The 22174-nt window shown below is 74.5% G+C and carries 19 protein-coding genes; 9 read left to right on the top strand and 10 right to left on the bottom strand.

The window, feature by feature from the left end; translation table 11 throughout:
• Positions 1-27 precede the first annotated feature (27 nt).
• The 3 genes from ACFVUY_RS11600 to ACFVUY_RS11590 all read left to right on the top strand — a co-directional run bounded on the left by ACFVUY_RS11600 (position 28) and on the right by ACFVUY_RS11590 (position 3542).
• A complete protein-coding gene (locus ACFVUY_RS11600; protein ID WP_387729334.1) occupies positions 28-1119 on the top strand; it encodes a PLP-dependent cysteine synthase family protein in 1092 nt (363 codons plus the stop codon).
• A gap of 50 nt (positions 1120-1169) precedes the next feature.
• Positions 1170-2399 (top strand): MFS transporter, encoded by a 1230-nt coding sequence (locus tag ACFVUY_RS11595; RefSeq protein ID WP_387729399.1) that lies wholly within the window; start codon positions 1170-1172, stop codon positions 2397-2399.
• A 240-nt stretch (positions 2400-2639) separates the two neighbouring features.
• Positions 2640-3542 carry a S1 family peptidase gene (locus ACFVUY_RS11590; protein WP_387729331.1) on the top strand — a complete coding sequence of 301 codons (903 nt, stop codon included), beginning with the start codon at positions 2640-2642 and terminating at the stop codon, positions 3540-3542.
• Between the two features lie 76 nt (positions 3543-3618).
• Here ACFVUY_RS11590 and ACFVUY_RS11585 read toward each other — a convergent pair whose 3' ends face one another.
• Positions 3619-6825 (bottom strand): cytochrome P450, encoded by a 3207-nt coding sequence (locus ACFVUY_RS11585; RefSeq protein WP_387729329.1) that lies wholly within the window; start codon positions 6823-6825, stop codon positions 3619-3621.
• 160 nt (positions 6826-6985) lie between these two features.
• Between ACFVUY_RS11585 and ACFVUY_RS11580 the strand changes: the two genes are divergently transcribed.
• Positions 6986-7651, top strand: a complete 666-nt coding sequence (locus tag ACFVUY_RS11580; protein WP_387684109.1) for a helix-turn-helix transcriptional regulator — start codon at positions 6986-6988, stop codon at positions 7649-7651.
• Between the two features lie 85 nt (positions 7652-7736).
• Here ACFVUY_RS11580 and ACFVUY_RS11575 read toward each other — a convergent pair whose 3' ends face one another.
• Positions 7737-8549: an SAM-dependent methyltransferase gene (locus tag ACFVUY_RS11575; RefSeq protein ID WP_387729326.1), complete on the bottom strand. Its 813-nt coding sequence runs from the start codon at positions 8547-8549 to the stop codon at positions 7737-7739.
• A gap of 54 nt (positions 8550-8603) precedes the next feature.
• Here ACFVUY_RS11575 and ACFVUY_RS11570 point away from each other — a divergent pair, with 54 nt between their 5' ends.
• Both ACFVUY_RS11570 and ACFVUY_RS11565 read left to right on the top strand, forming a co-directional pair.
• Positions 8604-9017, top strand: coding sequence for a MarR family winged helix-turn-helix transcriptional regulator (locus tag ACFVUY_RS11570; protein ID WP_380358054.1), 414 nt, complete (start codon positions 8604-8606; stop codon positions 9015-9017).
• Positions 9018-9252: 235 nt separating this feature from the next.
• Positions 9253-9996 (top strand): hypothetical protein, encoded by a 744-nt coding sequence (locus tag ACFVUY_RS11565; protein ID WP_387729324.1) that lies wholly within the window; start codon positions 9253-9255, stop codon positions 9994-9996.
• Between the two features lie 119 nt (positions 9997-10115).
• On the opposite strand, the gene ACFVUY_RS11560 is transcribed toward ACFVUY_RS11565, so the two are convergent.
• From ACFVUY_RS11560 to ACFVUY_RS11545, 4 genes are all read right to left on the bottom strand, one after another.
• Positions 10116-10703 (bottom strand): histidine phosphatase family protein, encoded by a 588-nt coding sequence (locus tag ACFVUY_RS11560; protein ID WP_387729322.1) that lies wholly within the window; start codon positions 10701-10703, stop codon positions 10116-10118.
• Between the two features lie 127 nt (positions 10704-10830).
• Positions 10831-12198, bottom strand: a complete 1368-nt coding sequence (locus ACFVUY_RS11555; RefSeq protein WP_387729397.1) for an aldehyde dehydrogenase family protein — start codon at positions 12196-12198, stop codon at positions 10831-10833.
• Positions 12195-13586: a carotenoid oxygenase family protein gene (locus ACFVUY_RS11550; RefSeq protein WP_387729320.1), complete on the bottom strand. Its 1392-nt coding sequence runs from the start codon at positions 13584-13586 to the stop codon at positions 12195-12197. Before ACFVUY_RS11550 ends, ACFVUY_RS11555 begins: the two co-directional genes overlap by 4 nt.
• Positions 13587-13720: 134 nt before the next feature.
• Complete coding sequence (locus ACFVUY_RS11545) at positions 13721-13924, bottom strand: hypothetical protein (protein WP_387684121.1); 204 nt, start codon at positions 13922-13924, stop codon at positions 13721-13723.
• 193 nt (positions 13925-14117) lie between these two features.
• Between ACFVUY_RS11545 and ACFVUY_RS11540 the strand changes: the two genes are divergently transcribed.
• Both ACFVUY_RS11540 and ACFVUY_RS11535 read left to right on the top strand, forming a co-directional pair.
• Positions 14118-15488 carry an NUDIX domain-containing protein gene (locus tag ACFVUY_RS11540; RefSeq protein ID WP_387729317.1) on the top strand — a complete coding sequence of 457 codons (1371 nt, stop codon included), beginning with the start codon at positions 14118-14120 and terminating at the stop codon, positions 15486-15488.
• Positions 15485-15988 (top strand): NUDIX domain-containing protein, encoded by a 504-nt coding sequence (locus ACFVUY_RS11535; RefSeq protein WP_387729314.1) that lies wholly within the window; start codon positions 15485-15487, stop codon positions 15986-15988. Before ACFVUY_RS11540 ends, ACFVUY_RS11535 begins: the two co-directional genes overlap by 4 nt.
• Positions 15989-16172: 184 nt before the next feature.
• Here the strand turns inward: ACFVUY_RS11535 and ACFVUY_RS11530 are convergent, their stop codons facing one another.
• The 3 genes from ACFVUY_RS11530 to ACFVUY_RS11520 form a co-directional block, all read right to left on the bottom strand.
• Complete coding sequence (locus ACFVUY_RS11530; protein WP_387684130.1) at positions 16173-16973, bottom strand: ADP-ribosyltransferase; 801 nt, start codon at positions 16971-16973, stop codon at positions 16173-16175.
• A gap of 144 nt (positions 16974-17117) precedes the next feature.
• Entirely contained in the window at positions 17118-17708 is a 591-nt protein-coding gene (locus tag ACFVUY_RS11525) for an isochorismatase family protein (protein ID WP_387729311.1), read from the bottom strand.
• 307 nt (positions 17709-18015) lie between these two features.
• Positions 18016-19950 (bottom strand): ABC transporter ATP-binding protein, encoded by a 1935-nt coding sequence (locus ACFVUY_RS11520; RefSeq protein WP_387729309.1) that lies wholly within the window; start codon positions 19948-19950, stop codon positions 18016-18018.
• 691 nt (positions 19951-20641) lie between these two features.
• Between ACFVUY_RS11520 and ACFVUY_RS11515 the strand changes: the two genes are divergently transcribed.
• Positions 20642-20809, top strand: a complete 168-nt coding sequence (locus tag ACFVUY_RS11515) for a hypothetical protein (RefSeq protein ID WP_387729306.1) — start codon at positions 20642-20644, stop codon at positions 20807-20809.
• A gap of 85 nt (positions 20810-20894) precedes the next feature.
• Here the strand turns inward: ACFVUY_RS11515 and ACFVUY_RS11510 are convergent, their stop codons facing one another.
• A complete protein-coding gene (locus ACFVUY_RS11510) occupies positions 20895-22049 on the bottom strand; it encodes a hypothetical protein (protein ID WP_387729303.1) in 1155 nt (384 codons plus the stop codon).
• Positions 22050-22174 lie beyond the last annotated feature (125 nt).

Here is a 22174-nt window from a genome sequence, read left to right as displayed (position 1 = left end):
CGCCAACCTGCCTACAGGAGACCAGACATGACGTCCCTCACCCATCGCACCGACGACCACGCGGCCCTCAGCGGCCTGGTCGGCAACACCCCGGTCCTGCGGATCGGCGAGCCGCTCGCCCCGGCGGGCCGCGGCTTCTGGGCCAAGCTGGAGGGTTTCAACCCCGGCGGCATCAAGGACCGCCCGGCCCTGCACATGGTCCAGCGGGCCCGGGCCCGGGGCGAGTTGAGCCCGGGCGGCCGGATCGTCGAGTCCACCAGCGGCACGCTGGGCCTGGGCCTCGCGCTGGCCGGCATGGTGTACCGGCACCCGGTCACGCTGGTCACCGACCCGGGGCTGGAACCGGCCATGGCCAGGCTGCTCACCGCCTACGGCGCCGAGGTGGAGACGGTCACCGGCCCGCACCCGCGGGGCGGCTGGCAGCAGGCCCGGCGCGACCGGGTGGCCGAGCTGCTGGCCCGCCGCCCCGGCTCGTGGTGCCCCGACCAGTACAACAACCCCGACAACACCACCGCCTACACCCCACTGGCGCTCGAACTCGCCGCCCAGCTGGGCCACCTGGACGTGCTGGTGTGCAGCGTCGGCACCGGCGGGCACTCGGCCGGCACCTCCCGGGTGCTGCGCCAGCTCTACCCGGGACTGCGGGTGGTCGGGGTGGACACCGTCGGCTCCACGATCTTCGGCCAGCCCGACCGCGCCCGGCTGATGCGCGGCCTCGGCTCCAGCATCTATCCGCGCAACGTCGCCTACCGGACCTTCGACGAGGTCCACTGGGTCGCCCCGGCCGAGGCCGTCTGGACCTGCCGCCGACTGGCCGCCTCGCACTACGCCACCGGCGGCTGGAGCGTCGGCGCCGTCGCCCTGGTGGCCGGCTGGCTGGCCCGCACCCGGCCCGCCGGCACCCGGATCGCCGCGATCTTCCCGGACGGGCCGCAGCGCTACCTCGGCACCGTCTACGACGACGAGTACGGTGCCGCGCACGACCTGCTCGACCACCCGCCGGCGGACGGCCCGGACGAACTCGCCCGGCCGGACGAGCGGGAGGTCACCCGCTGGACCCGCTGCACCGAGGTGGTCGACCCGCTGACCGTCGCGGGCGCCCCCGGCGGTGCCGCGTGAGGGGGCTGACCGCCCAGTTCCGCGGCCACGAGCGCAGTGTGCGGCTGCTGATGGTCAACCAGTTCACCATCAACCTGGGCTTCTACATGCTGATGCCCTACCTGGCCGCGCACCTGTCCGGCGGCCTGGGCCTGGCCGGCTGGACGGTCGGGCTGGTGCTCGGGGTGCGCAACTTCACCCAGCAGGGCATGTTCCTGGTCGGCGGCACGCTGGCCGACCGGTTCGGCTACAAGCCGCTGATCGTGGCGGGCTGCCTGCTGCGCACCGTCGGCTTCGCCGCGCTCGGCCTCTCCTCCTCGCTGTCCGCCCTGGTGGCGGCCTCGGCGGCCACCGGCCTGGCCGGGGCGCTGTTCAACCCGGCCGTGCGGGCGTACCTCGCGCGGGACGCGGGAGAGCAGCGGGTGGCCGCGTTCGCGCTGTTCAACGTCTTCTACCAGGCGGGCATCCTGCTCGGCCCGCTGGTGGGCATGGCGCTGACGGCGGTGGACTTCCGCACCACCTGCCTGGTCGCGGCCGGGGTGTTCGCGGTGCTCAGCGCGGTGCAGATCCGTTCGCTGCCGGCCCGCCGGGGCGACGGGCCGGCCGGCGGCCCGGAGCGTACGGGTGTCCTCGCGCAGTGGCGCGGGGTGCTGGCCAACCGCCCGTTCCTGCTCTTCGCGGGCGCGATGACCGGCTCGTACGTGCTGTCCTTCCAGGTGTACCTGGCGCTGCCGCTGGAGGTCCGCCGGCTGGGCGGCGACGGCACGGGCGGGACGGTGGCGACGGCGCTGCTGTTCGTGGTGTCCGGGCTGGGCACGATCCTGCTCCAGACCGGGGTGACCGCGTGGTGCCGGGCCCGGATCGCGCCGGGCACCGCCCTGGTCGCGGGGGTGGCGGTGATGGGCGCGGCCTTCCTGCCGCTGCTCGCCGCCTCGGCCCTGCCCGTCCCGGGGGCGGGCCCCGGGCGCTGGGCGCTCGCCGCCGGGCCGCCGGCGCTGGCCGCGTTGCTGCTGGCCCTGGGCACGATGCTGGCGTACCCGTTCGAGATGGACACCGTGGTCAGGCTCTCCGGGGACCGCCTGGTCGCCACCCACTACGGGCTCTACAACACGGTCTGCGGGGTGGGCATCACGCTGGGGAACCTGCTGACCGGCGCGGCTCTGGACGCCGCCCGCGAGGCCGGGCTCGCCGCGCTCCCCTGGCTGGCACTGTGCGCCCTCGGGGTGGTCTGCGCGTTCTCGCTGCACGCGCTCCACCGGGGCCGGCGCCTCGTCGGGCCCGCTCCGGTGCCCGCCGGGTAGGAACCGCACGGCAACCGCCGAACGGCGGACCCGCAGGCTCACTCCCGGGCCTGCGGGTCCGCCGACACCCCCTCGGGAAGCTTGTACCGAACGGTCCGTTTCCTCATACTTCCGGTCAGCGCCGATCAGGAGCTGATCATCCGCCGTGCTTCCGGAGAGCAACGACCGGGGTCCGCCCATCCCCTGACCGCGCTTCACGGCCCCAACCCTCAGGGCCGTCACCCCCTCAGGAGGAGATCGGTGAGGACCACGCGCACCACGCCCCGCACCGGCAGCACGCCCCGCACCGGCAGCACGCGCCGCTTCCGCCTGCTCGCCGCGGCCCTCGGCCTGCTGACCGCGACCGCGGTCGCCGCGCCGGGCGCCGCCGCCGCTCCCACCCGCACCGCCGAACCGGAACAGCTCTCGGCGATCAGCGACGCCATTCTGAACGCCGAGGTCGACGGCACGGCCTGGTACGTCGACGAAGCCGCCGGACGCGTCGTGGTGACCGCCGACAGCACCGTCTCCCCGTCCTCGCTCGCCCGGCTGATGAAGGCCGCCGGCCCCGCCGCGCCCAGCCTCGACGTCCACCGCGTCCCCGGCGTGTTCACCCCGCTGCTCGCCGCCGGCGACGCCATCTACGGCGGCGAGTACCGCTGCTCGCTCGGCTTCAACGTGGTGAGCGGCAGCACCTACTACTTCCTCACCGCCGGACACTGCGGCAACGTCGCCCCCGACTGGTACACCGACGTCGCCCACAGCACCCTGATCGGCCCCACCATCGGCTCGACCTTCCCCGGCCACGACTACGCGCTGGTCCGCTACGACAACAGCGCCCTCAGCCACCCGGGCGGCTTCACCTCCGCCCCGGACGCCGTCGTCGGCGAGGCGGTGAAGCGCACCGGCTCGACCACCGGCACCCACGGCGGCACCGTCACCGGCCTCAACGCCACCGTGCGCTACAGCGACGGCAGCACCGTCCGCGGCCTGATCCAGACCAACGTCTGCGCCGAGGCCGGCGACTCGGGCGGCCCGCTGTACGACGGCGCCAAGGCGCTCGGCCTCACCTCGGGCGGCAGCGGCGACTGCACCTCCGGCGGGACGACCTTCTACCAGCCGGTCAACGCGGCACTCTCCGCGTACAACGTCAGCGTGTACTGACCCGAGCCCTTCCGTCCCGGCCGTGGGCCCGTCGCACCTGTGCGGCGGGCCCACGGCCGTCCCCGGCGCGGGAGGGTCAGCCCGCGTACACGTCCTCGACGTACCGCCCGGCCTCGATCAGCCCCTGCAGCCAGGCCTGCGCCCGCCGCTCGTCGGCGCCCGGGGTGCCCTCCCGGTACAGCGCCCGGAAGGCCGCCCGGACGCCCGGCGCCATCCGGGCGCCGTCGCCGCACACGTACACCTCGGCGCCGGATTCCAGCAGCTCCCGGACCTCGGCGGCCTCGGCGGCGATCCGGTCCTGCACGTAGCGCCGCCCCTGCTGGGGCCGCTCGCTGAAGGCGGGCCGCAGCGAGACCGCGCCGGCCCGCTCGGCGGCCTCCAGCTCGCCGCGGTGCAGGTAGTCCGCCGCCTCGTCGTCGCAGCCGAAGTACAGCAGCGCCGGGGCCAGGGCGGCGCCCCGCGCGAGCAGCGCCCGGCGGTCGGCGACGGCGCCCCGGAAGGGTGCCAGGCCGGTGCCCGCCGCGATCATGACCACCGGGGTGCGGTGGCCGATCCGGAACGCCTCCCGGCAGGGCTGGACCCGGGCCAGCACGGTGTCGCCGACGGCGACCCGGTCGAGGTAGCCGGATCCGGCGCCCCGGAAGGTCCCCCGGCCCGAGCGGGCCGGGGCGCTGAGGACCGAGACCATCAGCTCCACCTGGCCGGGGTCGCCGGTGGGCGAGGAGGAGATCGAGTAGTGCCGCGGCCTGATCGGCGGCAGCAGCTCCAGCAGCACCGGCCAGCTCAGCCGCTCCCGCAGCGCCGGGTGGTCCTCGATCAGGTCCAGCAGGGCGCGCGGGTCGTCGTCGGGCAGGGCCCGCAGGGCGGCCTGCTCGGGCGGGCAGGGGTTGAGCGCCGCCAGCGCGGCGCGCTGCTCGGCGTTCGGGCGGTCCTGCAGCTCGACGTGACGGGTGAGCAGCTCGCGGACGGTCAGCGGGCGGTCGACGGCCAGTCCGGTGCGCCGGTGCGCCACGATGTTCAGCACCGTGTCCGGGTCGGCGCCGAACAGCTTGGCGGCACGCTCGACCAGCACCGGGTCGTTGGCCGGGAGCACGGTGAGGTGGTCGGCGGTCCGGTAGCCGGTGCCCTCCGGCAGGGCCAGCCGGACCAGCCGCTTGACCCGGTGGTAGGCCGGGTCGGTCAGGCTGCCGACGGCGGTGACGGTCAGCTCCGCCGTGTCGTGCCGGGCGGCGAGCGCGGCCAGCGGGCCGCCGGTCACCTCGGTCACCGTGTACGCGGCCTCCGGCTGCTCCCCGGCGGGGGCGTCGGCGTCCCCGTAGCGCGCCAGCAGGGCCTCGCGCAGCGCCCCGGTGAACTGCCGCACGGTGCCCGCCAGGTCGCCGGAGGCGTCGGCCTCGGCGCGGGCCAGCAGCCGGGTGCCGCCGAGCTCGGCGAGCCGGTCGTCGATCAGCGCCGGGACGCGCTGGTAGGTCGCGGCATAGGTGCGGTCGCCGATGCCGAGCACCGCGAACTCGACGCCCTCGGCCCCGTCGCCCTCCCGGGACTCCTGGAGCCGGCGGACGAACCGGGCCGCGTCGTCGGTCGGCTGCCCGTTGTACGAGGCGGCGGTGATCACCACCGGCCGGTCGGTGGGCAGGCCGTCCGCGTACGCGTCCAGCGGGGCGGTCGCGGTCTCGCAGCCGAGGTCGGCGGCGGCCTCCGCGAGCTGCCGGGTGAACTCCCGGCAGGCACCGTAGTTGGAGCCGTGCAGGAGCAGCAGCCCGGTGCCCTGCCGGACCCGTCCGGGCCGCCCGGCGGCCGGTCCGGCCTGCCGGTCGACCGTCGTCGGCGCGACGGCGGCGAGGGAGTCCGCGCGGGAGGCGTCGCGGGCCGGGGCGGGCGTGCGCCGGGCGAGGCCGAGGGTGAACCCGTCGGGCTTGATGGTGAGCGTCTGCTTGATGGTCAGCCGGTAGTCGGCGTGGTCGATCAGCCGGTAGCGGTGCACCAGCATGCCGAGCAGCATGACGGCCTCGTGCAGCGCGAACTGCCGCCCGATGCAGGCGCGTTCGCCGGTGCCGAAGGGCTTGAAGGCGTGCGGGGAGCGGCTCTCCTCGTACTCCGGGTCGAACCGGGACGGGTCGAACAGCTCCGGGTTGTCGCCCCACGCCGGGTCGCGGTGCAGCAGCGGCGTGCTGACGAGGACGGTCTCCCCGGCGCGCAGCGGGATGCGTCCGCCGAGCAGGGTGTCCACGCGCGCCTCCCGGCTGAACGCGGGCGCCGTCGGCCACAGTCGCAGCGCCTCGTTGAGCACCTGGCGGGTGTGGCGCAGCCGTCCGACATCCTCGTAGGAGGGCTCGGGATCGGCCCGGTCGCCCCAGAGTTCGTCCACCTCCCGCTGCACCTCGCGCAGCGCGGCCGGGTGCTTGGCCAGGTAGTACAGCGCGAAGGAGAGTGCGCCGGAGGTGGTCTCGTGGCCGGCGATCAGGAAGGTGATCACCTGGTTGCGGATGTTCTCGGCGTCCAGCCGGGTGCCGTCCGCGGGGCGGACGGCACCGAGCATCAGGCCGAGCAGGTCCTCGGCCGGGCCCTGGACGTCCTCCTCGGCGCGGGCGGCGATCACCTCGTCCACCACGGCGGCCAGGTAGTCGGAGTCGGCGCGGAAGGCCGCGTCGCGCTCGCGGTGGTCCGCCTCCGGGTCGCGGGTGAGGCTGGTCATCGCCCATTCCAGGCAGCGCACCATCGCCTCGACGAAGGGGTGCGGCTCGTCCCGCTCGAAGGAGCCGAAGTCGAAGCCGAAGCCGGCCAGGCCGATGGTGTCCAGGGTCATCCGGGTCATGTCGCCGGGCACGTCCACCGGCTGCCCGGCGGCCTCCCGGCGGTCCCAGGAGTCGACCAGCCGGCGGGCCACCCGCAGCATCACCGGGTGGTAGGTGCGCATCGAGCCGAGCGCGAAGGCGGGCATCAGGATGTCGTGCGCCCGGGCCCAGTTGGGCTCCTCGTTGTAGGCGGTGAACAGGCCGTCGCCGGTGAACTGCCGGACCTTCTCCAGGGCCAGGCCGATCGACTTGGTGAACCGGGTCTCGTCGGCCAGCTCGGTGACCAGCTCCAGGCCGCTGACGACCAGGGTGTCCCGGCCGTGCAGTCGCTGGACGAAGGCCGGGCCGTGCTCTCTGGCCAGTTCCATGATGCGCAGCACCGGGGCGGCGGCCGGCGGCATCGCCGAGATGTCCACCAGGGGGACGGCCCGGCTCTCGCCCTCGGCCGCCCGCTCGTCCTCGGTCGTGCGCTCCACGGTCTCGGTCATCGGTGTGCCCCTCCCACGGCAGGAAACATTCGTCTTCCACCACTGTGCGCCCACCGGGAGGGGGTGCGGGCCGCGGTCACTACATGATTGTGTAGTGCCTGGGTCGGTTACGGGCTTGCTACGGACCGTCAGCGTCGGCCCCGGGGAAGGAGAATCGCGGATGCGGACGACCGAGGGCTGCGGCCCGGTACCGGACAGCCCGCGGGAGGCGGCGGTGATCTGGCGCAACCGGGCGCTGCGGTTGCTGGACCACGTGCCGCTGCCGATCGCGGTGTGCGAGTTCGGCGGGCGCATCCTGATCGTCAACCGCGCCATGGCGGTCGAATTCGGCCGTTTGCCAGGTCAGTTGCACAACCGTAGGATCCTGGAGTTCTTCACCCTGCGGGACACCGGCACCCTTGAGGCGCTCACCGAGGCCGTCCGGCTGCACCGCCGCTCGCAGTACCCGGCGCGGGTCTCCTGGACGTCCGCCGACGGCCGCGATCGGCACGGCGAGATGACCGTCGACCTGGTCGGCGACACCCCGGAGCAGACCCCGAGCCTGCTGCTGTCGCTGCGGGCGGAGCAGCCCGCGGCCGCCGCCCCGGCTCCCGGCCCGCAGGTCGAGGTCAGCCCGGTCGAGGCCCGGATCCTGGCCGCGGCGGCCCGGGGCGACACCACGGCGCAGATCGCCCGGGAGATCGGCGTCACCCCGGACGGGGTCAACTACCACCTGGCCCGGCTCACCCGGCGCTGGCGCGTCCCCAACCGCACCGCCCTGGTCGCCCGGGCCTACGCCACCGGCGTCCTGGCCCCGGACGCCTGGCCGCCGCGGCCGGCCCGCTGAGCGGGCGAGGGCCCGGGGGCGCCCGGGCCGGTCCGCCGGGCGTGCTCGGGTGGTTTCCCGGGCACGGCCGCGCGGACCCGGGAGATCAGTCCGCCGGGCGCCGTACGGCCTCGATGAAGGCCGTCGTGGTGGAGGGGTCCGGCAGCGGGCGCCCGTAGGCCTCGCCGAGCCCGACCAGGGTGGTGATGCCGGTGGTCCAGCCGTTCCGGTCGAGCCATCCGTCGGTGTCCGGGCCGAGGCCGCCGCGCCACAGCCCGGTCACGTGGACGAGCGCCGGGTCGTGCGGTGTGCGGCTCACGTCCCGGCCCTGCTCCAGCAGCAGTCGGCTGCCCGGGGCCGCCAGCCCGCCGACCGCCGTGAGCAGTCCGGCCGCCTCCTCGGCCGTGAGGTAGACCAGCAGCCCCTCGGCCAGCCAGACCGAGCGCCGTGCCGGGTCGAACCCGGCCGCGACCAGCCGCTCCGGCCAGCCCGGGTCCTGCAGGTCGGCGACCAGTGCGGTGCGCCCGGTCCGCGGCACGGCGCCGAGCCCGTCCAGGACCTGCTCCTTGAAGGCCAGCACCGGGCCCAGGTCGAGCTCGAACACCCGGGTGCCGGCCGGCCAGTCCAGCCGGTACGCCCGGGTGTCCAGGCCGGCCGCCAGCAGCACCACCTGGTCGGCGCCGGCGGCGGGCAGCCGGTCGTCGTAGAAGCGGGTGCGCAGGATGCCGTGGGTGACCAGGCCCCTGGCGAGGCTGCTGACCGGGCCGGACAGGGCCGGTTCGAGGCCGGCGGCGGTGACGAACGCCAGGGCATAGGGGTCGACGAAGAGCGGGTCGGGGCGGGAGCTCTCGTAGGCCCGCACCCGGGCGACGGACAGGGCGGTGCGGGAGACCGGGCTGAGCGGTTCGGAGGTCGTCATGCCCGGCAATCTACATCGCCACCGATGCATCGGTGAAGATGTATTCTGTCGGACATGGACGGCGTGCAACTCCTCAGGCTCGGCAAGCGGTTGACCGAACTCGGCCGCGCCCTGATCACCGACCCGGCCTCCGAGCACCTCACCCCCGGGGAGATCGCCGTGATCGCCGACGTGTACCGGCACCCCGCCACCTCCGTCCAGGAGATCCGGGTCCGGACCGGGTTCGCCCAGAGCCACGTCTCGGTCTCCGTCGCCCGGCTGCGCGAACAGGGCCTGCTCGACGCCGCGCCCGACCCGGCCGACGGGCGCCGCACCCTGCTGACCGTCTCCGACCACGCCCGACGCGCCATCCGCGCCCATGTCGCCCGGCCCGCCGAGCCGGTCATCGCCAAGGCCGTCCCGGACCCGGCGAAGGCCCGCAGGGTCGCCGAACTGCTGGACGAGCTCGCCGGCCTGCTGCTGCCCTGACCGGCCCCGCCCCCTTCCGTTCCCCCGGCCGCCGGCCCCTGACCGGCCGAGTTCGACAAGTCGGTGACAAACTCTTCCGGTTGCTCCCTCGCGACCGTCGAGCCCTGTCATCATCCGGCTGGACCCGGGAACCGCCCGGGAGGGCCGAGGGAGAGCGATGGACGCGCGGATCGAGGTCGCCGGCGGCGACGAGCCAGAGGCGCCCGGCCCCGCCCCCGTCGATGGAGCCCCTGCCATGGCCGACCGCGTCCCGGCACCGCCCGTACGAACGCCACCACCCCGCCCCCACGGCCCCTCCCACCCGCGGAAGCGCCGCCCCGCCGCCCGCGTGACGGCCCGCGTCGTGGCCCGGGTCGTGACCCGGGTCCTGCTCGTCCTGACCGGTCTGGCCTCCGTCGCCCTCGGCTTCTCCTGGTTCGTCGACGCCTTCGACGCGGCGACCGCCTACCGCGGCGCCCCGGCCTGTACCGCGCCCGTCGCCGCCGCCACGGACTGCACCACCCACGAGACCGGCCGGGTGACGGACAGAAGGGCCGGCTCGAACGAGGATTCCCCCCACTACGAGGTGACCGTCTCCCGCGAGGCGGCGCCCACCGACACCTACGCCGTCTCCGACGGCCTCTTCGGCAGCGTCCGGAGCGGCGACAACGTGGACCTCACCCTGTGGAACGGCCGCGTCGTGGAGATCTCCCACCAGGGCCACCGCTCCCCGGTCACCGAGGTCCCCTGGCTCACCTTCCTCGAACTGGCCCTGCTGGTCGGCGCGGGAACGCTGCTCGCCGTCCACACCCTGCTCCGGCGAGGCTGGGACGGCTGGTTCCTCCCCGCCGTCGCCTGCCTGTTCCTCTCCGTCTTCGCCTTCGCCGGGAGCGTCCTCCTGATCGCGCTGCAGTGGTCCTTCGCCTTCACCCTCACCGTCCCGATCGTCGGCTGGCTGGCCCTCACCACCGTGATCACCGCGATGTGCTGGGAGGACTGACGCCGTAACGGCAGAGGTTCGCCGGGCCGGACGGGCCGGGGCAGGGCGGGCCGGACGGGCCAGGGCGGGGCGGGGCGGGGCGGGACGCGGTACCGAGCGGGCGTGACGCCGGCCCGGCGTTACGGGACGTTCCAGGCGGAGATGACCGGCTGCCCGTGCTCAACGGCCAGGAAGCCGAGAGAGCCCGGGTGCGGGTGGCCGAGCAGGCGGGCGGCGGACGCATCGAGCCCGAGCCAGCGAACGGTGATCACTCGCGCCAGATGGCCGTGAGCGACCACGGCGACATCCCCCTGGTCCAGCAGCGGCCGGATCCGGTCCAGCACCGCGTCCGTGCGCGCGGCCACCTGCTGGAGCCGCTCGCCAGGATGGACGGCGTCCCCGGGAACGACGCCGTCGCGCCACAGGTCCCAGCCCGGCCTGGACTCCTGGATCTGCTCGGCGGTCATGCCCTCGTAGCCGCCGTAGTCCCACTCCACCAGGTCCGGATCGGGCCGGACACCGGTCAGACCCGCGAGCTCGGCCGTCCGCATCGCACGGCTCAGCGAGCTGCTGAACACGGCGACCGGACGACGTTCGGCCAGCCTCGGAGCGAGCGCCCTGGCAGCGGCCTCTCCCTCATCGGTCAGCGCCACGTCGGTGCGCCCGGCGTGCCGGCCCGACAGGCTCCACTCGGTCTGACCGTGCCGGACAACTATCAGTGCTCCCATGGCCGTGCACGATATCCGATGGCCCGTCGGGTCCGCCCCGGTCGGTGCGCGAAGAACACGGCCCGGGACGGACGGAGTCCGAAACGGCCGGATCCGTCTCCGCCGGCCGACCGGACGGGAGGACTTCTCAGTCCAGCGGCACGTCCAGGCAGGCCCGGCGGTGGCTGAAGGTGTCGATCGACCAGCGGCCGTGGTACCGGCCGGAGCCGCTCTCCCCCACCCCGCCGAACGGGAGTTCCGGGATGCCCAGGTGGGCCACCGGGAGGCCGAAGTTCAGGCCGCCCGAGCTGGTCTCCTCGGCCAGGCGCCGACGGGCGTGCCCGTCCTCGGTGAAGGCGTAGAGCGCGAGGGGGCGGTCCCGCTCGTTGATGAAGGCGATCGCCTCGTCCAGCCCGGTGACCTCCAGGACCGGCAGGACGGGGCCGAAGATCTCCTCCCGCATGACCGGGGCGTCCGGCCGCACCTCGGCGAGCAGGGTGGGCGCGATGTAGCGGTCCGCGCGGTCGTGCCGGCCGCCGAAGACCGTGCGGCCCGAGTCGAGGAGGGCGACGACCCGGTCGAAGTGCCGCTCGTCGACGAGGCGTCCGTACGCCCGCGACCGCGCCGGGTCGGGGCCGTACAGCTCGGTGACCGCCCGCTCCAGGGCGCCTTCCAGCGCCCGGGCCGTGGCCGGGTCGGCCAGCAGGTAGTCGGGGGCGACGCAGGTCTGCCCGGCGTTGGAGAACTTGGCGCGGGCCAGTCGGGCCGCGACCGTCCCGAGGTCGACGCCCCGGTCGACGAACACCGGGGACTTGCCGCCCAGTTCGAGGGTGACCGGGGTCAGGTGCTCGGCGGCGGCCCGCAGCACCGCCCGCCCGAAGCCGGCGTTGCCGGTGTAGAGGATGTGGTCGAAGCGCTCGGCCAGCAGGGCGGTGGCCGTCTCCCGGCCGCCCTCCAGCACGGCGATCGCCGCCGGGTCCACGTACTGCGGCAGCAGCCGCGCCAGCAGGGCCGAGCAGGCCGGCGCCAGCTCGCTCGGCTTGGCCAGCACCGTGTTGCCCGCGGCGATCGCACCCGCCACCGGCACCAGCAGCAGCTGCACCGGGTAGTTCCAGGGCGCGATGACCAGGACGGTCCCGAGCGGGTCGTGGCGGGTGTGGGCGCTCGTCCCCGGCGGCAGCCGGGTGAGCGCGGCGGCGGGCACCGGCTCGGGGTGCAGCCAGTGCTCCAGGTTCCGCAGGGCGTGGTCGATCTCCCGTACGGTGAAGTCGACTTCGGCGAGGTCGGCCTCGGCGCGCGGCTTGCGCAGGTCGGCGTGGAGGGCGGCGGCGATCTCCTCGCGGTGCCCGGTCAGCAGGGCGCGCAGCCCGGTCAGCTGCTCGGTGCGCCAGGCGAGCGGCCAGGTGCGGCCGGTGCGGAAGGTCGCGCGCAGCCGGGCGACGGCTCCGGCCGGCGTGTCCGGGAGCGGGCTGTCCGAGGGCCGGCCGTCCGGGGATGTGGCGGGCGGGGTGCTCAGGCGGAGTCCTCCCGGGCGGGGTCGGGGATCCAGCTGCCGTGGAAGCCGGCCGGCACCCGTACCGGCAGGTGGACGGTGGCGATCGGGTCGCCGGTGAAGTCCTCGGCGGAGAGGACGACCAGGTCGCTCGCGCCCCGCTCGGGGTCGTGGACGTAGGCCAGCAGGTAGCCGTCGTCCTCGCCGCGGGCGCCCTGCCTCGGGACGAAGGAGGCCTCGCCGGTGTAGCGGCCGGCGCCGAACCGCCGCACGGTGCTGGACTGCCGGCTCAGGTCGTGCTTGATCAGCGCGTCCCCGGCGGCCTCCGGGGTCAGGGCTTCCAGGGCCCCCGCCGCCGCGAAGTGGCGCAGCAGGTCGCCGGCCACGGTGGAGTACCCGTAGCGGTGGGCGCCGCCGACCACCGCCGGGCTGACCGCCGGGAACTCCTGCGGCCGGTCGTCCAGGCGGGTCTCGGTGACCCTGCCGGAGACGGTGTCGACGGTCCAGCGGTCCAGGGTGGGGCTGCTCTGCCCGTCCAGCGCGCCGCCGGCGAACATCCGCGGGTAGCGCACCACGTCGATGACGACCCGGTGGCCTTCCTCGTGGGCGTTGAGTGTGTGGAAGACGAAGCAGGGCTCGACCCCGAACCAGGCGACCTCGGTGCCGTCGCGGGGCAGCAGCCCGATCCGTGCGCCGCCGGTCTCGTCCCAGACCGCCGGGTAGGTCTTGCGCGCGAGGTTGTCGGCCATGCCGACGCGCGCCGTGAGGTCGAGGACGACGGCGAAGTTCCGGGTCAGCGCCATGTCGTGCACCACCGGCCGGTGCGCGACCGGGACGTCCACGGCCCGGACGACGGCTCCCCGCGGGGAGACCACCAGGTGCCGCAGGTTCTCGCTGTCCCGCTGCCAGGTGATCGCGTGCAGCTCGCCGGTGACCGGGTCGAGCTTCGGGTGGGCGGCGAACCCCTCGGGCAGCGTGCCGCAGAAGTCGCTGGCGCCCACCGTCTCGATCTCGTAGGAGAGTTCGTACGGGCGGAAGCCGCCCTCGACCAGCGCGAAGGTGCGGTCGGCGTGCCCGATGACGTGGGTATTGGGCGCGACGTCGGTGATCCTCGCCGCGGCGCCGGGGCGCGGCCGCTCCCCCAGGGCCTCGGCCACGGCGGCGCTGCGCACCAGCCGGTTGCGGTACCACCGGGCCCGCCCGTCGAGCAGCCGCACCCCGTGCACCATGGCGTACCCGCCGAACAGATGCCTCGGCCGGGGGTCCTCCGCCCGCATCCCGTTGGGCCCGTTGCGCAGGTACCGGCCGTTGAGCTCGGCCGGGATCGTGCCCGTGACCGGCAGGTCGAACGCGGTGACTTCCTCGCCCACCGGCGTGTAGGCACCCGTGAACGGATTGGTGACGGTGGACACCGCAGATTCCTCCAGGCCGCATTCCGACGTCCGCTGCGCCCTCGGGGCAGCGCGTCCGGTTCAACGACCCGACCGCCCGCCGGGTGACGGCCGGTGGCGCGTGGGCGTCACGCCCGCCGGAGGGCCGTCAGCCGTCATCCGGTCGACGGTTCCAGCGCGCCGACTTCGAAGACGTCCGCCACGACGACCGCCGTGACCTCACCCGCGTCGTCATGTCCCACCCAGACCGGGTGGACGCCGTCTCCGCCCAGCAGGAAGGTGACCAGCTCGGCCCCGCCGGCCTCGTCGGTCACCTTGCTGCAGCCGCCGTCGAGTTCGCCCGCTCCGAGATCGAGCACCCGTACAGCGTCCCAACCCCCCGATCCGGGTCCACTTGCGAGCCGCATTCGAACAGCACCATCATCGGGACGCCTGGAACCGCCCACGAGCCATTCCCGAACCAGCCCTCCCAGGAGCAGACTTGACTGTCGAATCCCCCTGACCGGCAGTACCGCGCACCCGCCCACCGCCTTGCAGCGAGGAGCCCTCCCGGTGATCGACTTCAACGTGCTGACCGACCTGGCCCACCGCGAGGGCGTCCAGCGGATCGGCGTCGGCGTGGTGGTCCGCGACACCTCCGGCCGGATCCTGATGATCCGCCGGGCCGCGCACGACACCCTGCCCGGCCGGTGGGAGTACCCGGGCGGCGGCCGGGCCGGCGGCGAGACGGTGGAGGCCGGCGCGGCGCGGCGACTGGCCGAGGAGACCGGGCTCGCCGGCCTGCCACTGGAGTACGCGCGGCACCTGGACCTCACCGACCGGCGCGGCCTGCGCGTGCGCCAGTTCGTCTTCACCACCGTCGTGCCGGACGGCACCGCGATCCTCCTCTCGCCCGGCCACGACGACCACCGGTGGGCCGCCCCCGACCGGCTCCCGCCCACCAGCGACGGGCAGCGCACCGTGATCGAGTGGCTCGCCGGCCGCCTGGCCCTCCCCGGCTGGCGGCCGGTCGGCGGCTACCTCACCACCATCGCCCGGCCCGGCTCCTACGGCTGTTTCCTCGTCACCGATCCGCAGGGGCGCGTCCTCGGGCTGCGCTCCACCGTCGACCCCGGCGTGTGGAACTTCCCCGGCGGCAACGTCGAACACGGCGAGACACCGTTCACCACCGCCCTGCGCGAGGCCCGGGAGGAACTGGGCCTCGACCTCGCCACGGAGAACCCGCAGGTGCTGCGGCGGCGCCTGGTTGCCGTCGTCCACGAGCAGGCCGGCAGCCTGTTCCCCGTCCCCGCCTGCGGATACGTCTTCGACGGCGGCGTCCTCACCGCCGAGCAACAGGCCCGGATCCGCCTCGACCCCGCCGAGCACACCGAATGGCGCTTCGAGACCGCCCACGACTGGCAGGACCACATGGGCCCGGACCGCTACCGGCGGCTCCTGCAGGCCCTGCGCGCCCACCGCAGCGGCACCCCGCTCTACCTCGAACGCCCGTCCCCGGACGACGACTTCGAGGGCGTCATGGTCCTCGTCACCGACCCGGCCGGACGGCTGCTGATGCACCACCGCGACGACAAGCCCGGCATCGCCTGGCCCGGCCACTGGACCCCGATCGGCGGATGGCGCGAGGCCGACGAGACCCCCGAGGAGAACGCCGCCCGCGAGGTCCGCGAGGAGGCCGGAATCACCATCACACGGATGCGGCCGGTGCCCGGCCCGCAGCACGAGCTCGTCTCCCCGCTCGTCCGCGTTCTGCACGCCGCCTGGGACGGCCCCGCCGGCGACCTGCGGCTCGGCGACGAGGGCCTGGCCGTCCGCATGGTCCCCTTCGGCGAGGTCCTCGACCTCAAGGTCCCGCCCTACATGCGGCACTACCTGCCGCTGCTCGCCGCTGCGGCCGACCACCCCGCCGGCGGCACCTGGTGACCCGGCCCGCCCCCACCGGCCGCCCGGCCGACCACCCGGCGCCCCGCGCAACCGGCGCGGACCCGCTGACACTGGTCGTCGGCGTCCACCTCGTCCTGGTCGCCGACGGCACGGTGCTCCTCGGGCGACGCCGCAACACCAGCTACGCCGAAGGCCTGTGGCACCTGCCGGCCGGCCACATGGAGCCCGGCGAACCGATCACCCGCAGCATGGCACGCGAGGCCGAGGAGGAACTCGGCATCACCATCGCCGAGGACGACCTCGAACTCGTCCACACGCTGCACCACCTCGACGCCGACGACGGCCGCAGCCGCCTCCAGCTCTTCTTCCGCCCGGCCCGCCACACCGGCCAGGTGCGCAACACGGAGCCGCACAAGTGCGAGGAGCTGCGGTGGTGGCCGCTGGACCACCTGCCTCCCGACACCGTGCCCTACACCGCGCACGCGCTCGGCGAGATCGGCCGCGGCAAGCCGCTGTCCGTCGTCGGCTGGCCGGACTGACCGCCACCGCCCGGCACCGTCCCGGACCGGCCGCGCCACCCCGCACTCGATCACGGTCCCTGCCCACCGGACGCGGGAACGCGCTCTCTGTGGTGGGGTGTCGCACTCCCGCCCGCCGTCGGGCGACCTGGCCGGCCAACGGCCGGCGGCGGACCGCCGAGGGCGGACGGCGGACGGCCTGCGGTCAGTGCAGCCAGGGCTGGTAGTTCGGGTTGTCCACGCAGCCGGACTCGACCAGGGAGGCGGTGGCCCGGTCGACCGGGCAGGCCCGGCGGATGAAGTGCCGGTCCACGCCGCCGGGGAACGCGACTTCGACCTGGTCGGCGTACTGGTGCTGGTCGCCGATGGTCGCGTTGACGTCGATGCCGCCGGGGGCGTCGATGAAGTAGTCCCAGGGCACCTTCTTCCACTTCTTGTACAGCTCGGGGTCGTAGGTGGTGCTGACGAACGGCGAGGGCTGGTTCTGCAGGACGTAGCTGGTGATGTCGTACTGGCCGTTGACGGTGTCCTTCGGGCCGAAGCCCTCCTCGAAGATGACGGACGGATCGCGGCCGTCCGAGCGGAAGAGCGGGTGGCAGTTCTTGCGCCAGTGCGGTTCGGGGGTGATGCGGGGTACGTCCACCCGGCGGTCCACGGCGGCGTACAGCGGGTCCGGGCCCTTGGGGAGGTTCTCGAAGGTGCTGGCGGGGAGGGTGACGGCGGGCCGGACGGCACAGTCGTCGGCGCGCAGTTCGGCCTCGTCGGCGAAGTCGATCCGGCGGCCGTCCAGGAGGATGGCGACGGCCTCGGTGCCGAGTTCGCGGACGATGACGCCGTCGCACTGGGGGCCGCTCCAGAGCGCCTCCCCACTGGGGTCGAGGCAGCTGAACGGGGCGGGTTCGGTCGCGGCCGCAGGGGCGGCGGCGGCCGGGATCTCGGGGATGAGCACGACGGCGCAGGCGAGGGCGACTGCGCCGGCGGCCGTGCGGATGCGGATGTTGATCACGACCGTTACCCTGGCCGCCCCCGGGCCCGGAGATACCGCACCTCACCCGATCAGGGGCGTGTCCTCGTCGCCGATTGACGCCCTCGGCCGTCCCGGTCCGCTCGGACCCACAGTGTGCGCGAGGCGGCGGCCCGCCGCCTCGCGTCAGACGTGGACGACCGGCACACCGGTCAACTCCACTCCCGCCTGGCCGAGTTCGGCGAGGGCCCGGGCGGTGGTGTCGGCGGCGACGCCCGCGGTGTAGTCGAGCAGAACGCGGACGTCGAAGTCGGCCCGCACGCCGTCGAGCGCGGTCGCCTTCACGCAGTGGTCGGTGGCGATGCCGACCACGTCCACCTCGGTGACCTCCCGCGCGCGCAACCAGTCCGCGAGCCCGGTCCCGTTCGCGGTGAAGCCCTCGAAGCCGCTCTTGGAGGCGGAGTGCGCGCCCTTGTAGAAGACCTCGTCCACCTTCGTCCCGACCGTGGGGGCGAACTCGGGGTGGAACTCGCTCCCCTCGGTGCCGGCGACGCAGTGCACGGGGAAGGAGTCCTTGAAGTCCGGGTGCTCGGAGAAGTGGCTGCCCGGGTCGAGGTGGTGGTCGCGGGTGGCGACGACGTGGGTGTACTCGCTGCCGGCGGTGCGCCCGACGAGATCGGCGATGGCCCGGGCCCGCCCGGCGCCTCCCCCGACCGGAACGGCTCCGCCCTCGCAGAAGTCCCTCTGTACGTCGACCACGATCAGTGCACGCCCCACGGCACGGCCTTTCTCACGGGATCCTCGGTCCCCCACCCGTGCCCTGCCGGACCGCGGAACGCGCGTTCCACCCGCGATGTTCACCCGGGCCGAGCACACGCCGCGGCGGCGTGCGGTGCGGCGCTCCGGGCCACCCGGCCCCGGCCCCGGCCGGAGCCGCCCGGGCCGTGCCCGTCGGGGACACGGCCCGGGGACGACGGGGACCCCGCCCGCTATCCACCCGCCCCCTTCTCCTCGGCGCGGACACCCACGAGGCCGCCGTGGAGGGCCGGGTCGCTCGGCACGTCGAGGCCGAGGTCGAGGTCGATCACCGGCCGCTCCCCTCGTCCTCCCGGACCGGCTGGGTCCGCTGGGCCGGGAGGCCGGTGCGTTCGTTCTGCAGGTCCCACAGTTCCCTGAACCGGCCGCCCTCCTCGGCCACCAGCTCGGCGAACGTGCCCTCCTGGAGGACCTTTCCGTCCTCGAGCACCACGATCCGGTCGGCGACGGCCACGTTGGTGAGCCGGTGGGTGACCAGGACGACGGCCCGTTCCCGCGCGACCGCCCGCAGGTTCTGGAAGATCCGGTGCTCGGCGCGCGGGTCGAGGGCGGCGGTCGGCTCGTCCAGGACGAGCAGCCCGGCCTCGCGGTGGAACGCCCGGGCGATGGCCAGGCGCTGCCACTGGCCGCCGGACAGCTCCTCGCCGCCCATCCACTCCACCGCCAGCAGGGTGGACAGCCCCCGGCGGAGCTTGGCGACGACGTCGGCCGCCCCGGAGGCGTCGGCGGCGCGCAGCACCGCCGCGTCGCCCTCGGCAGTGGGCTGGCCCAGCGTGATGTTCTCGCGGCAGGTCAGCGGCCAGCGCGCGTAGTCCTGCGGGACGACGGCGACCTGGCGCCACAGGGCGTGCGGGTCGAGGTCGCGGGTGTCGCGCCCGTCCCACCGCACCGATCCGGCATCGGGCAGGTAGAGCCCGGCCAGGAGCTTGGAGAGGGTGGTCTTGCCAGAGCCGTTCTCCCCCACCAGGGCGAGGATCTCGCCCCGCTCGACGTGCAGGTTCACCCCGTCCAGTGCCTTGCGGTCGGAGGCCGGGTAGGCGTAGCGGAGGTTCTCCACCGCGATCCGGCGCGGTGGCTCGGGGGCCTCGGTGCCGCGCCGGGGCCGGTGACCGCCGGCGGTGTCGAGGAAGCTCGACCAGTCGTCCAGGTACATGCCGGTGCGGAAGAGGTCCGCGCCGTAGCCGACGATGCCGCGCAGGCTGGTGCCAACCGCGGTCAGGGCGAACACGGCCGCGCCGCCGCGCGGCAGGCTCATCCGGCCGGTGCTGACCAGCCACAGCATCGCCGCCCACACCACCGCGCTGCCGAGGCCGGAGGCGACTGCCCCGATCACCGACACCCGGGCGCTCTGCATCGCCGCCCGCCGCGAAGTGGCATCCAGCCTCCGGCCGACCTGGTCGTACTTGACGAGCAGGAACTCGCCCATGGTGTCGGAGCGGACCTGGTCGGCGTTGCGCTTGAGGTGGATGTACCAGCGCAGGTTGGCCATGATCCGGCGGTCGCCGACCGCGGCCCGGTTCGCCAGGAACTGCACCCGGGCGGCGTGCACCGACGCGATCCCCTGGGGCAGCGCGGCGAGCACCAGCAACGGCAGGAGGGCGGGGTGGAGCACCGTCAGCACGCCGGCCGCGCCCAGGAGCGAGGCGAGGGAGGCGAGCAGGTTCTGCGCCTCCCCGACGATGTCCACACAGACCTCGGCGCCGCGGTCCGCGGCTTCCAGCTCGTCGTTGTAGCCGGCGTGGTCGTAGGCGGTCAGTTCGGCCGCCACCGTGGCGCGCAGCACCGCGGCTTCGGCCTCGCGGGAGATCCGCGGCGACAGGTGGATGGTGATGGTGCGGATCGTGATGCCCAGCAGGGAGCGGGCGCCGGCCGCCGCCGCGATCACGAGGATCGACGGCGCCGCGTGGGCGAGCTTGTCCTCGACCCGGCCGGGGCCGAACAGCGCCGAGATGGTGCCGGTGGTCGCGAACAGGCCGGCCGCGCCGAGCACCGCGGACACGGCCTGGCAGACCAGGAGCAGCGTGACGGAGGCACGGTCGATGCGCCAGCCGAGGCGGAACGCGCGGATGACGAGCGCGGGCAGGCGGCGGGCCATCGCGTTGACGCCGATCGCCTCGATCGCCTCGATCCGGCGCCCGTCGGCGAGCCACCGCAGTTCCTCGTCGGCGGCCTCGGCCGGGGTCGCGGCGGTCGCGGCGGTCACGCGATCACCTCCTTGCTCGAAGCACGGGCCACCAGGGCCGCCGTGACGGGTGGGACGTGGATCGCCGGGGTGGGGTGACAGGCCACAGATCCTCCAGACGCAGAGCGGTGCGCGGACGCGCGGAAGCACCGGCACCGGCCGGGACGAGAAGCTCAAGTCTGCTTCTGTCAGGCCGAGTTGACGGTTTGGATGGAGTCGTTACGGGTGGATGGCGTCCGATGATGGTGCTGTTCGAGCGCGGCGTTCAAGTGGATTTGCCTCCGGGCGAGCCCGGGTCGAACGGGGACTTTTCGAGCATGTTCCGCGTGCGGTCCGGACCGCACGCCACTCGGTCGTCCACGGGACCGGGAGGGCGGCGGAGCCCAGTGCGCAGGCGGCGAGAGCGTGTTCGAACGCGGCCTTCCGGGCCGGTCCGAGGGGGCCGCGGACACCCCGGCGGGCGAGGAGGCCGCACAGGGCGGGGCCGCCGCCGGATTCACCCGTTCGGGGAGTCCGGCGGAGTCGGGCGCCCGAGCGGGTTTCGGGCACCGGGCGCACCCGCGCCGGCCGCGCGCCGAGCAGCGCGCGACCCTTCGCATCGGGGGAAAGCGTTCGGAGCGGCGCCCGTCCCCAGCGTTCGATCCACCCCACCACGGGCCGGGCCGGACTGCCCGACCCGGCACTGTCAGTGCCCCCCGGTATGTTGCCGAGCATGACCACTGTGACGAGCGCGACCGCGTTCCCCACGACCACCGGACAGCCCACCACGGCCGGGCGCACCCCCGGCACCCCCGCCCACGGCTCCGCCGCCACCGTCGAGGTGATCCCGCTGTGGGCCGCCCCCTGGTCCCCCGCCGCACAGGCCGCCGCGCGGCGCTGAGTCGACCGGCAGCTCGCCGGTCGCCCTGCTGCCGCGGCCGGACCGTGGTTCCCACCAGCCCGTCACGCCGGTTCCGGCCGTGCGGTCAGTCCAGGTAGCCGGCCGTGCGGTAGCCGCCGCGGGCCGTGCGCTCCACCTCCGAGGCGCCCCAGGTGTGAGGCACGGTGAGATTCCAGCGGGACCGCAGGACCGCGTGCTCCTCCCGGTTCCGGGTCACGTACCACTGCCCCATCCGGCACCACGCCAGCGGCTCGTCGGCCTCGGTGGCCACCGCCCGCACCAGTTGCGCCGCCTGCCGGGCGACCTGGTTCTCCAGCGCGGCTGCCTGCGCCTCCAGGTACTGGTTCATCCGGTAGGTGGCCTGGTCGCCGTGCTGAAACATGGCGTACTCGGAGTCGGCGGCCATGTTCAGGGTGCCGTTCCCCATGGTCACCGTGCCGCTGCGCACCACCTCCTCCTGGGAGTTCCGTGCGATCCCGCTGTTGAGGCGGTTGAGCAGCTTGGCCTTCTCGGGGGTGGCCTCCGGGATCTGGCCGCCACCGGTGCCGCCCTGCGCGGAGTAGACCTCGTGGAGGTCGTAGTCCCCGGTGTAGAGGTACTGCTTCCACCGCGGGTCGGTCTTCAGCTGGGCCAGCTGCGGTCCGCCGTCCGTCTTGGTCATGTCGATCGGCACGTACTTCTCGCCCCTGGGGCCGGTCCGGACGATCTCCGGGTCCGTCATCGTGTCGGGCAGGCGGGCGATCCGGACGCCGGCCAGGCCGTCCGCGTTCCAGTGGCCGACGAAGCCGCTCAGGTCGTGCTGCTCCAGCAACTCCAGTACGCGTTCCGGCTCGCCCGGCGTCTGTCCGGGTCCGGGGCCGTACTTCTTGCGCACGGACGCGGGCTTGATGGACTTCTCCAGGATGGTGTGCGGTTTGGGCTTGGCCCCTTCCGCGATGCGCCGGATGGAGTGTTCGCCGGTCTCACGGACGGCGATGGTGTACTTGTGCTTCCTGCACACCTCGGAGATGGCGGCCCAGTGGTCCTCCCACACGATGTTCCGCAGCTCGGACGACCGTCCGCCGGGCGTGACGGTCTCCCCGTCGTACGTGGCGGCCCCGCAGATCCGCAGCACGTTGTTCGGGTCCATCCGCGTCTGCGGCCTTCGCGGCGCCGCCGCCTGGTCGCCCGTCACGCGTTGGAGGGCCGGCGCCGTCCGGCGGTCGTCCGGGCCGGCGCCGTCCCGCTGCTCCGCGATCATGCGCGCCGTCGTCGCGTTGCCGACGGTGCGCTGCAGGGCCTCGGCACCTCTCGGAAACGCGTCCTCCGCCGCGGGTCCTGTGCCCCTGCCGGACCGTCGGGCGGTGGCCGCGTCGCGATGAGGAC

Origin of the sequence: Kitasatospora sp. NPDC058063 (genome assembly GCF_042885395.1) — a bacterium.
Taxonomy (GTDB): Bacteria; Actinomycetota; Actinomycetes; order Streptomycetales; family Streptomycetaceae; genus Kitasatospora; species Kitasatospora lactacystinica.
This window is presented reverse-complemented; position numbering and strand designations above follow the sequence as displayed.

Bases quoted from the DNA above. Each gene is read 5' to 3' on its own strand.
- ACFVUY_RS11600 (WP_387729334.1), top strand. From the start codon at position 28: ATGACGTCCCTCACCCATCGCACCGACGACCACGCGGCCCTCAGCGGC.
- ACFVUY_RS11595 (WP_387729399.1), top strand. From the start codon at position 1,170: ATGGTCAACCAGTTCACCATCAACCTGGGCTTCTACATGCTGATGCCC.
- ACFVUY_RS11585 (WP_387729329.1), bottom strand. From the start codon at position 6,825: ATGACCGAGACCGTGGAGCGCACGACCGAGGACGAGCGGGCGGCCGAG.
- ACFVUY_RS11580 (WP_387684109.1), top strand. From the start codon at position 6,986: ATGCGGACGACCGAGGGCTGCGGCCCGGTACCGGACAGCCCGCGGGAG.
- ACFVUY_RS11575 (WP_387729326.1), bottom strand. From the start codon at position 8,549: ATGACGACCTCCGAACCGCTCAGCCCGGTCTCCCGCACCGCCCTGTCC.
- ACFVUY_RS11570 (WP_380358054.1), top strand. From the start codon at position 8,604: ATGGACGGCGTGCAACTCCTCAGGCTCGGCAAGCGGTTGACCGAACTC.
- ACFVUY_RS11565 (WP_387729324.1), top strand. From the start codon at position 9,253: ATGGCCGACCGCGTCCCGGCACCGCCCGTACGAACGCCACCACCCCGC.
- ACFVUY_RS11560 (WP_387729322.1), bottom strand. From the start codon at position 10,703: ATGGGAGCACTGATAGTTGTCCGGCACGGTCAGACCGAGTGGAGCCTG.
- ACFVUY_RS11515 (WP_387729306.1), top strand. From the start codon at position 20,642: ATGACCACTGTGACGAGCGCGACCGCGTTCCCCACGACCACCGGACAG.
- ACFVUY_RS11510 (WP_387729303.1), bottom strand. From the start codon at position 22,049: ATGATCGCGGAGCAGCGGGACGGCGCCGGCCCGGACGACCGCCGGACG.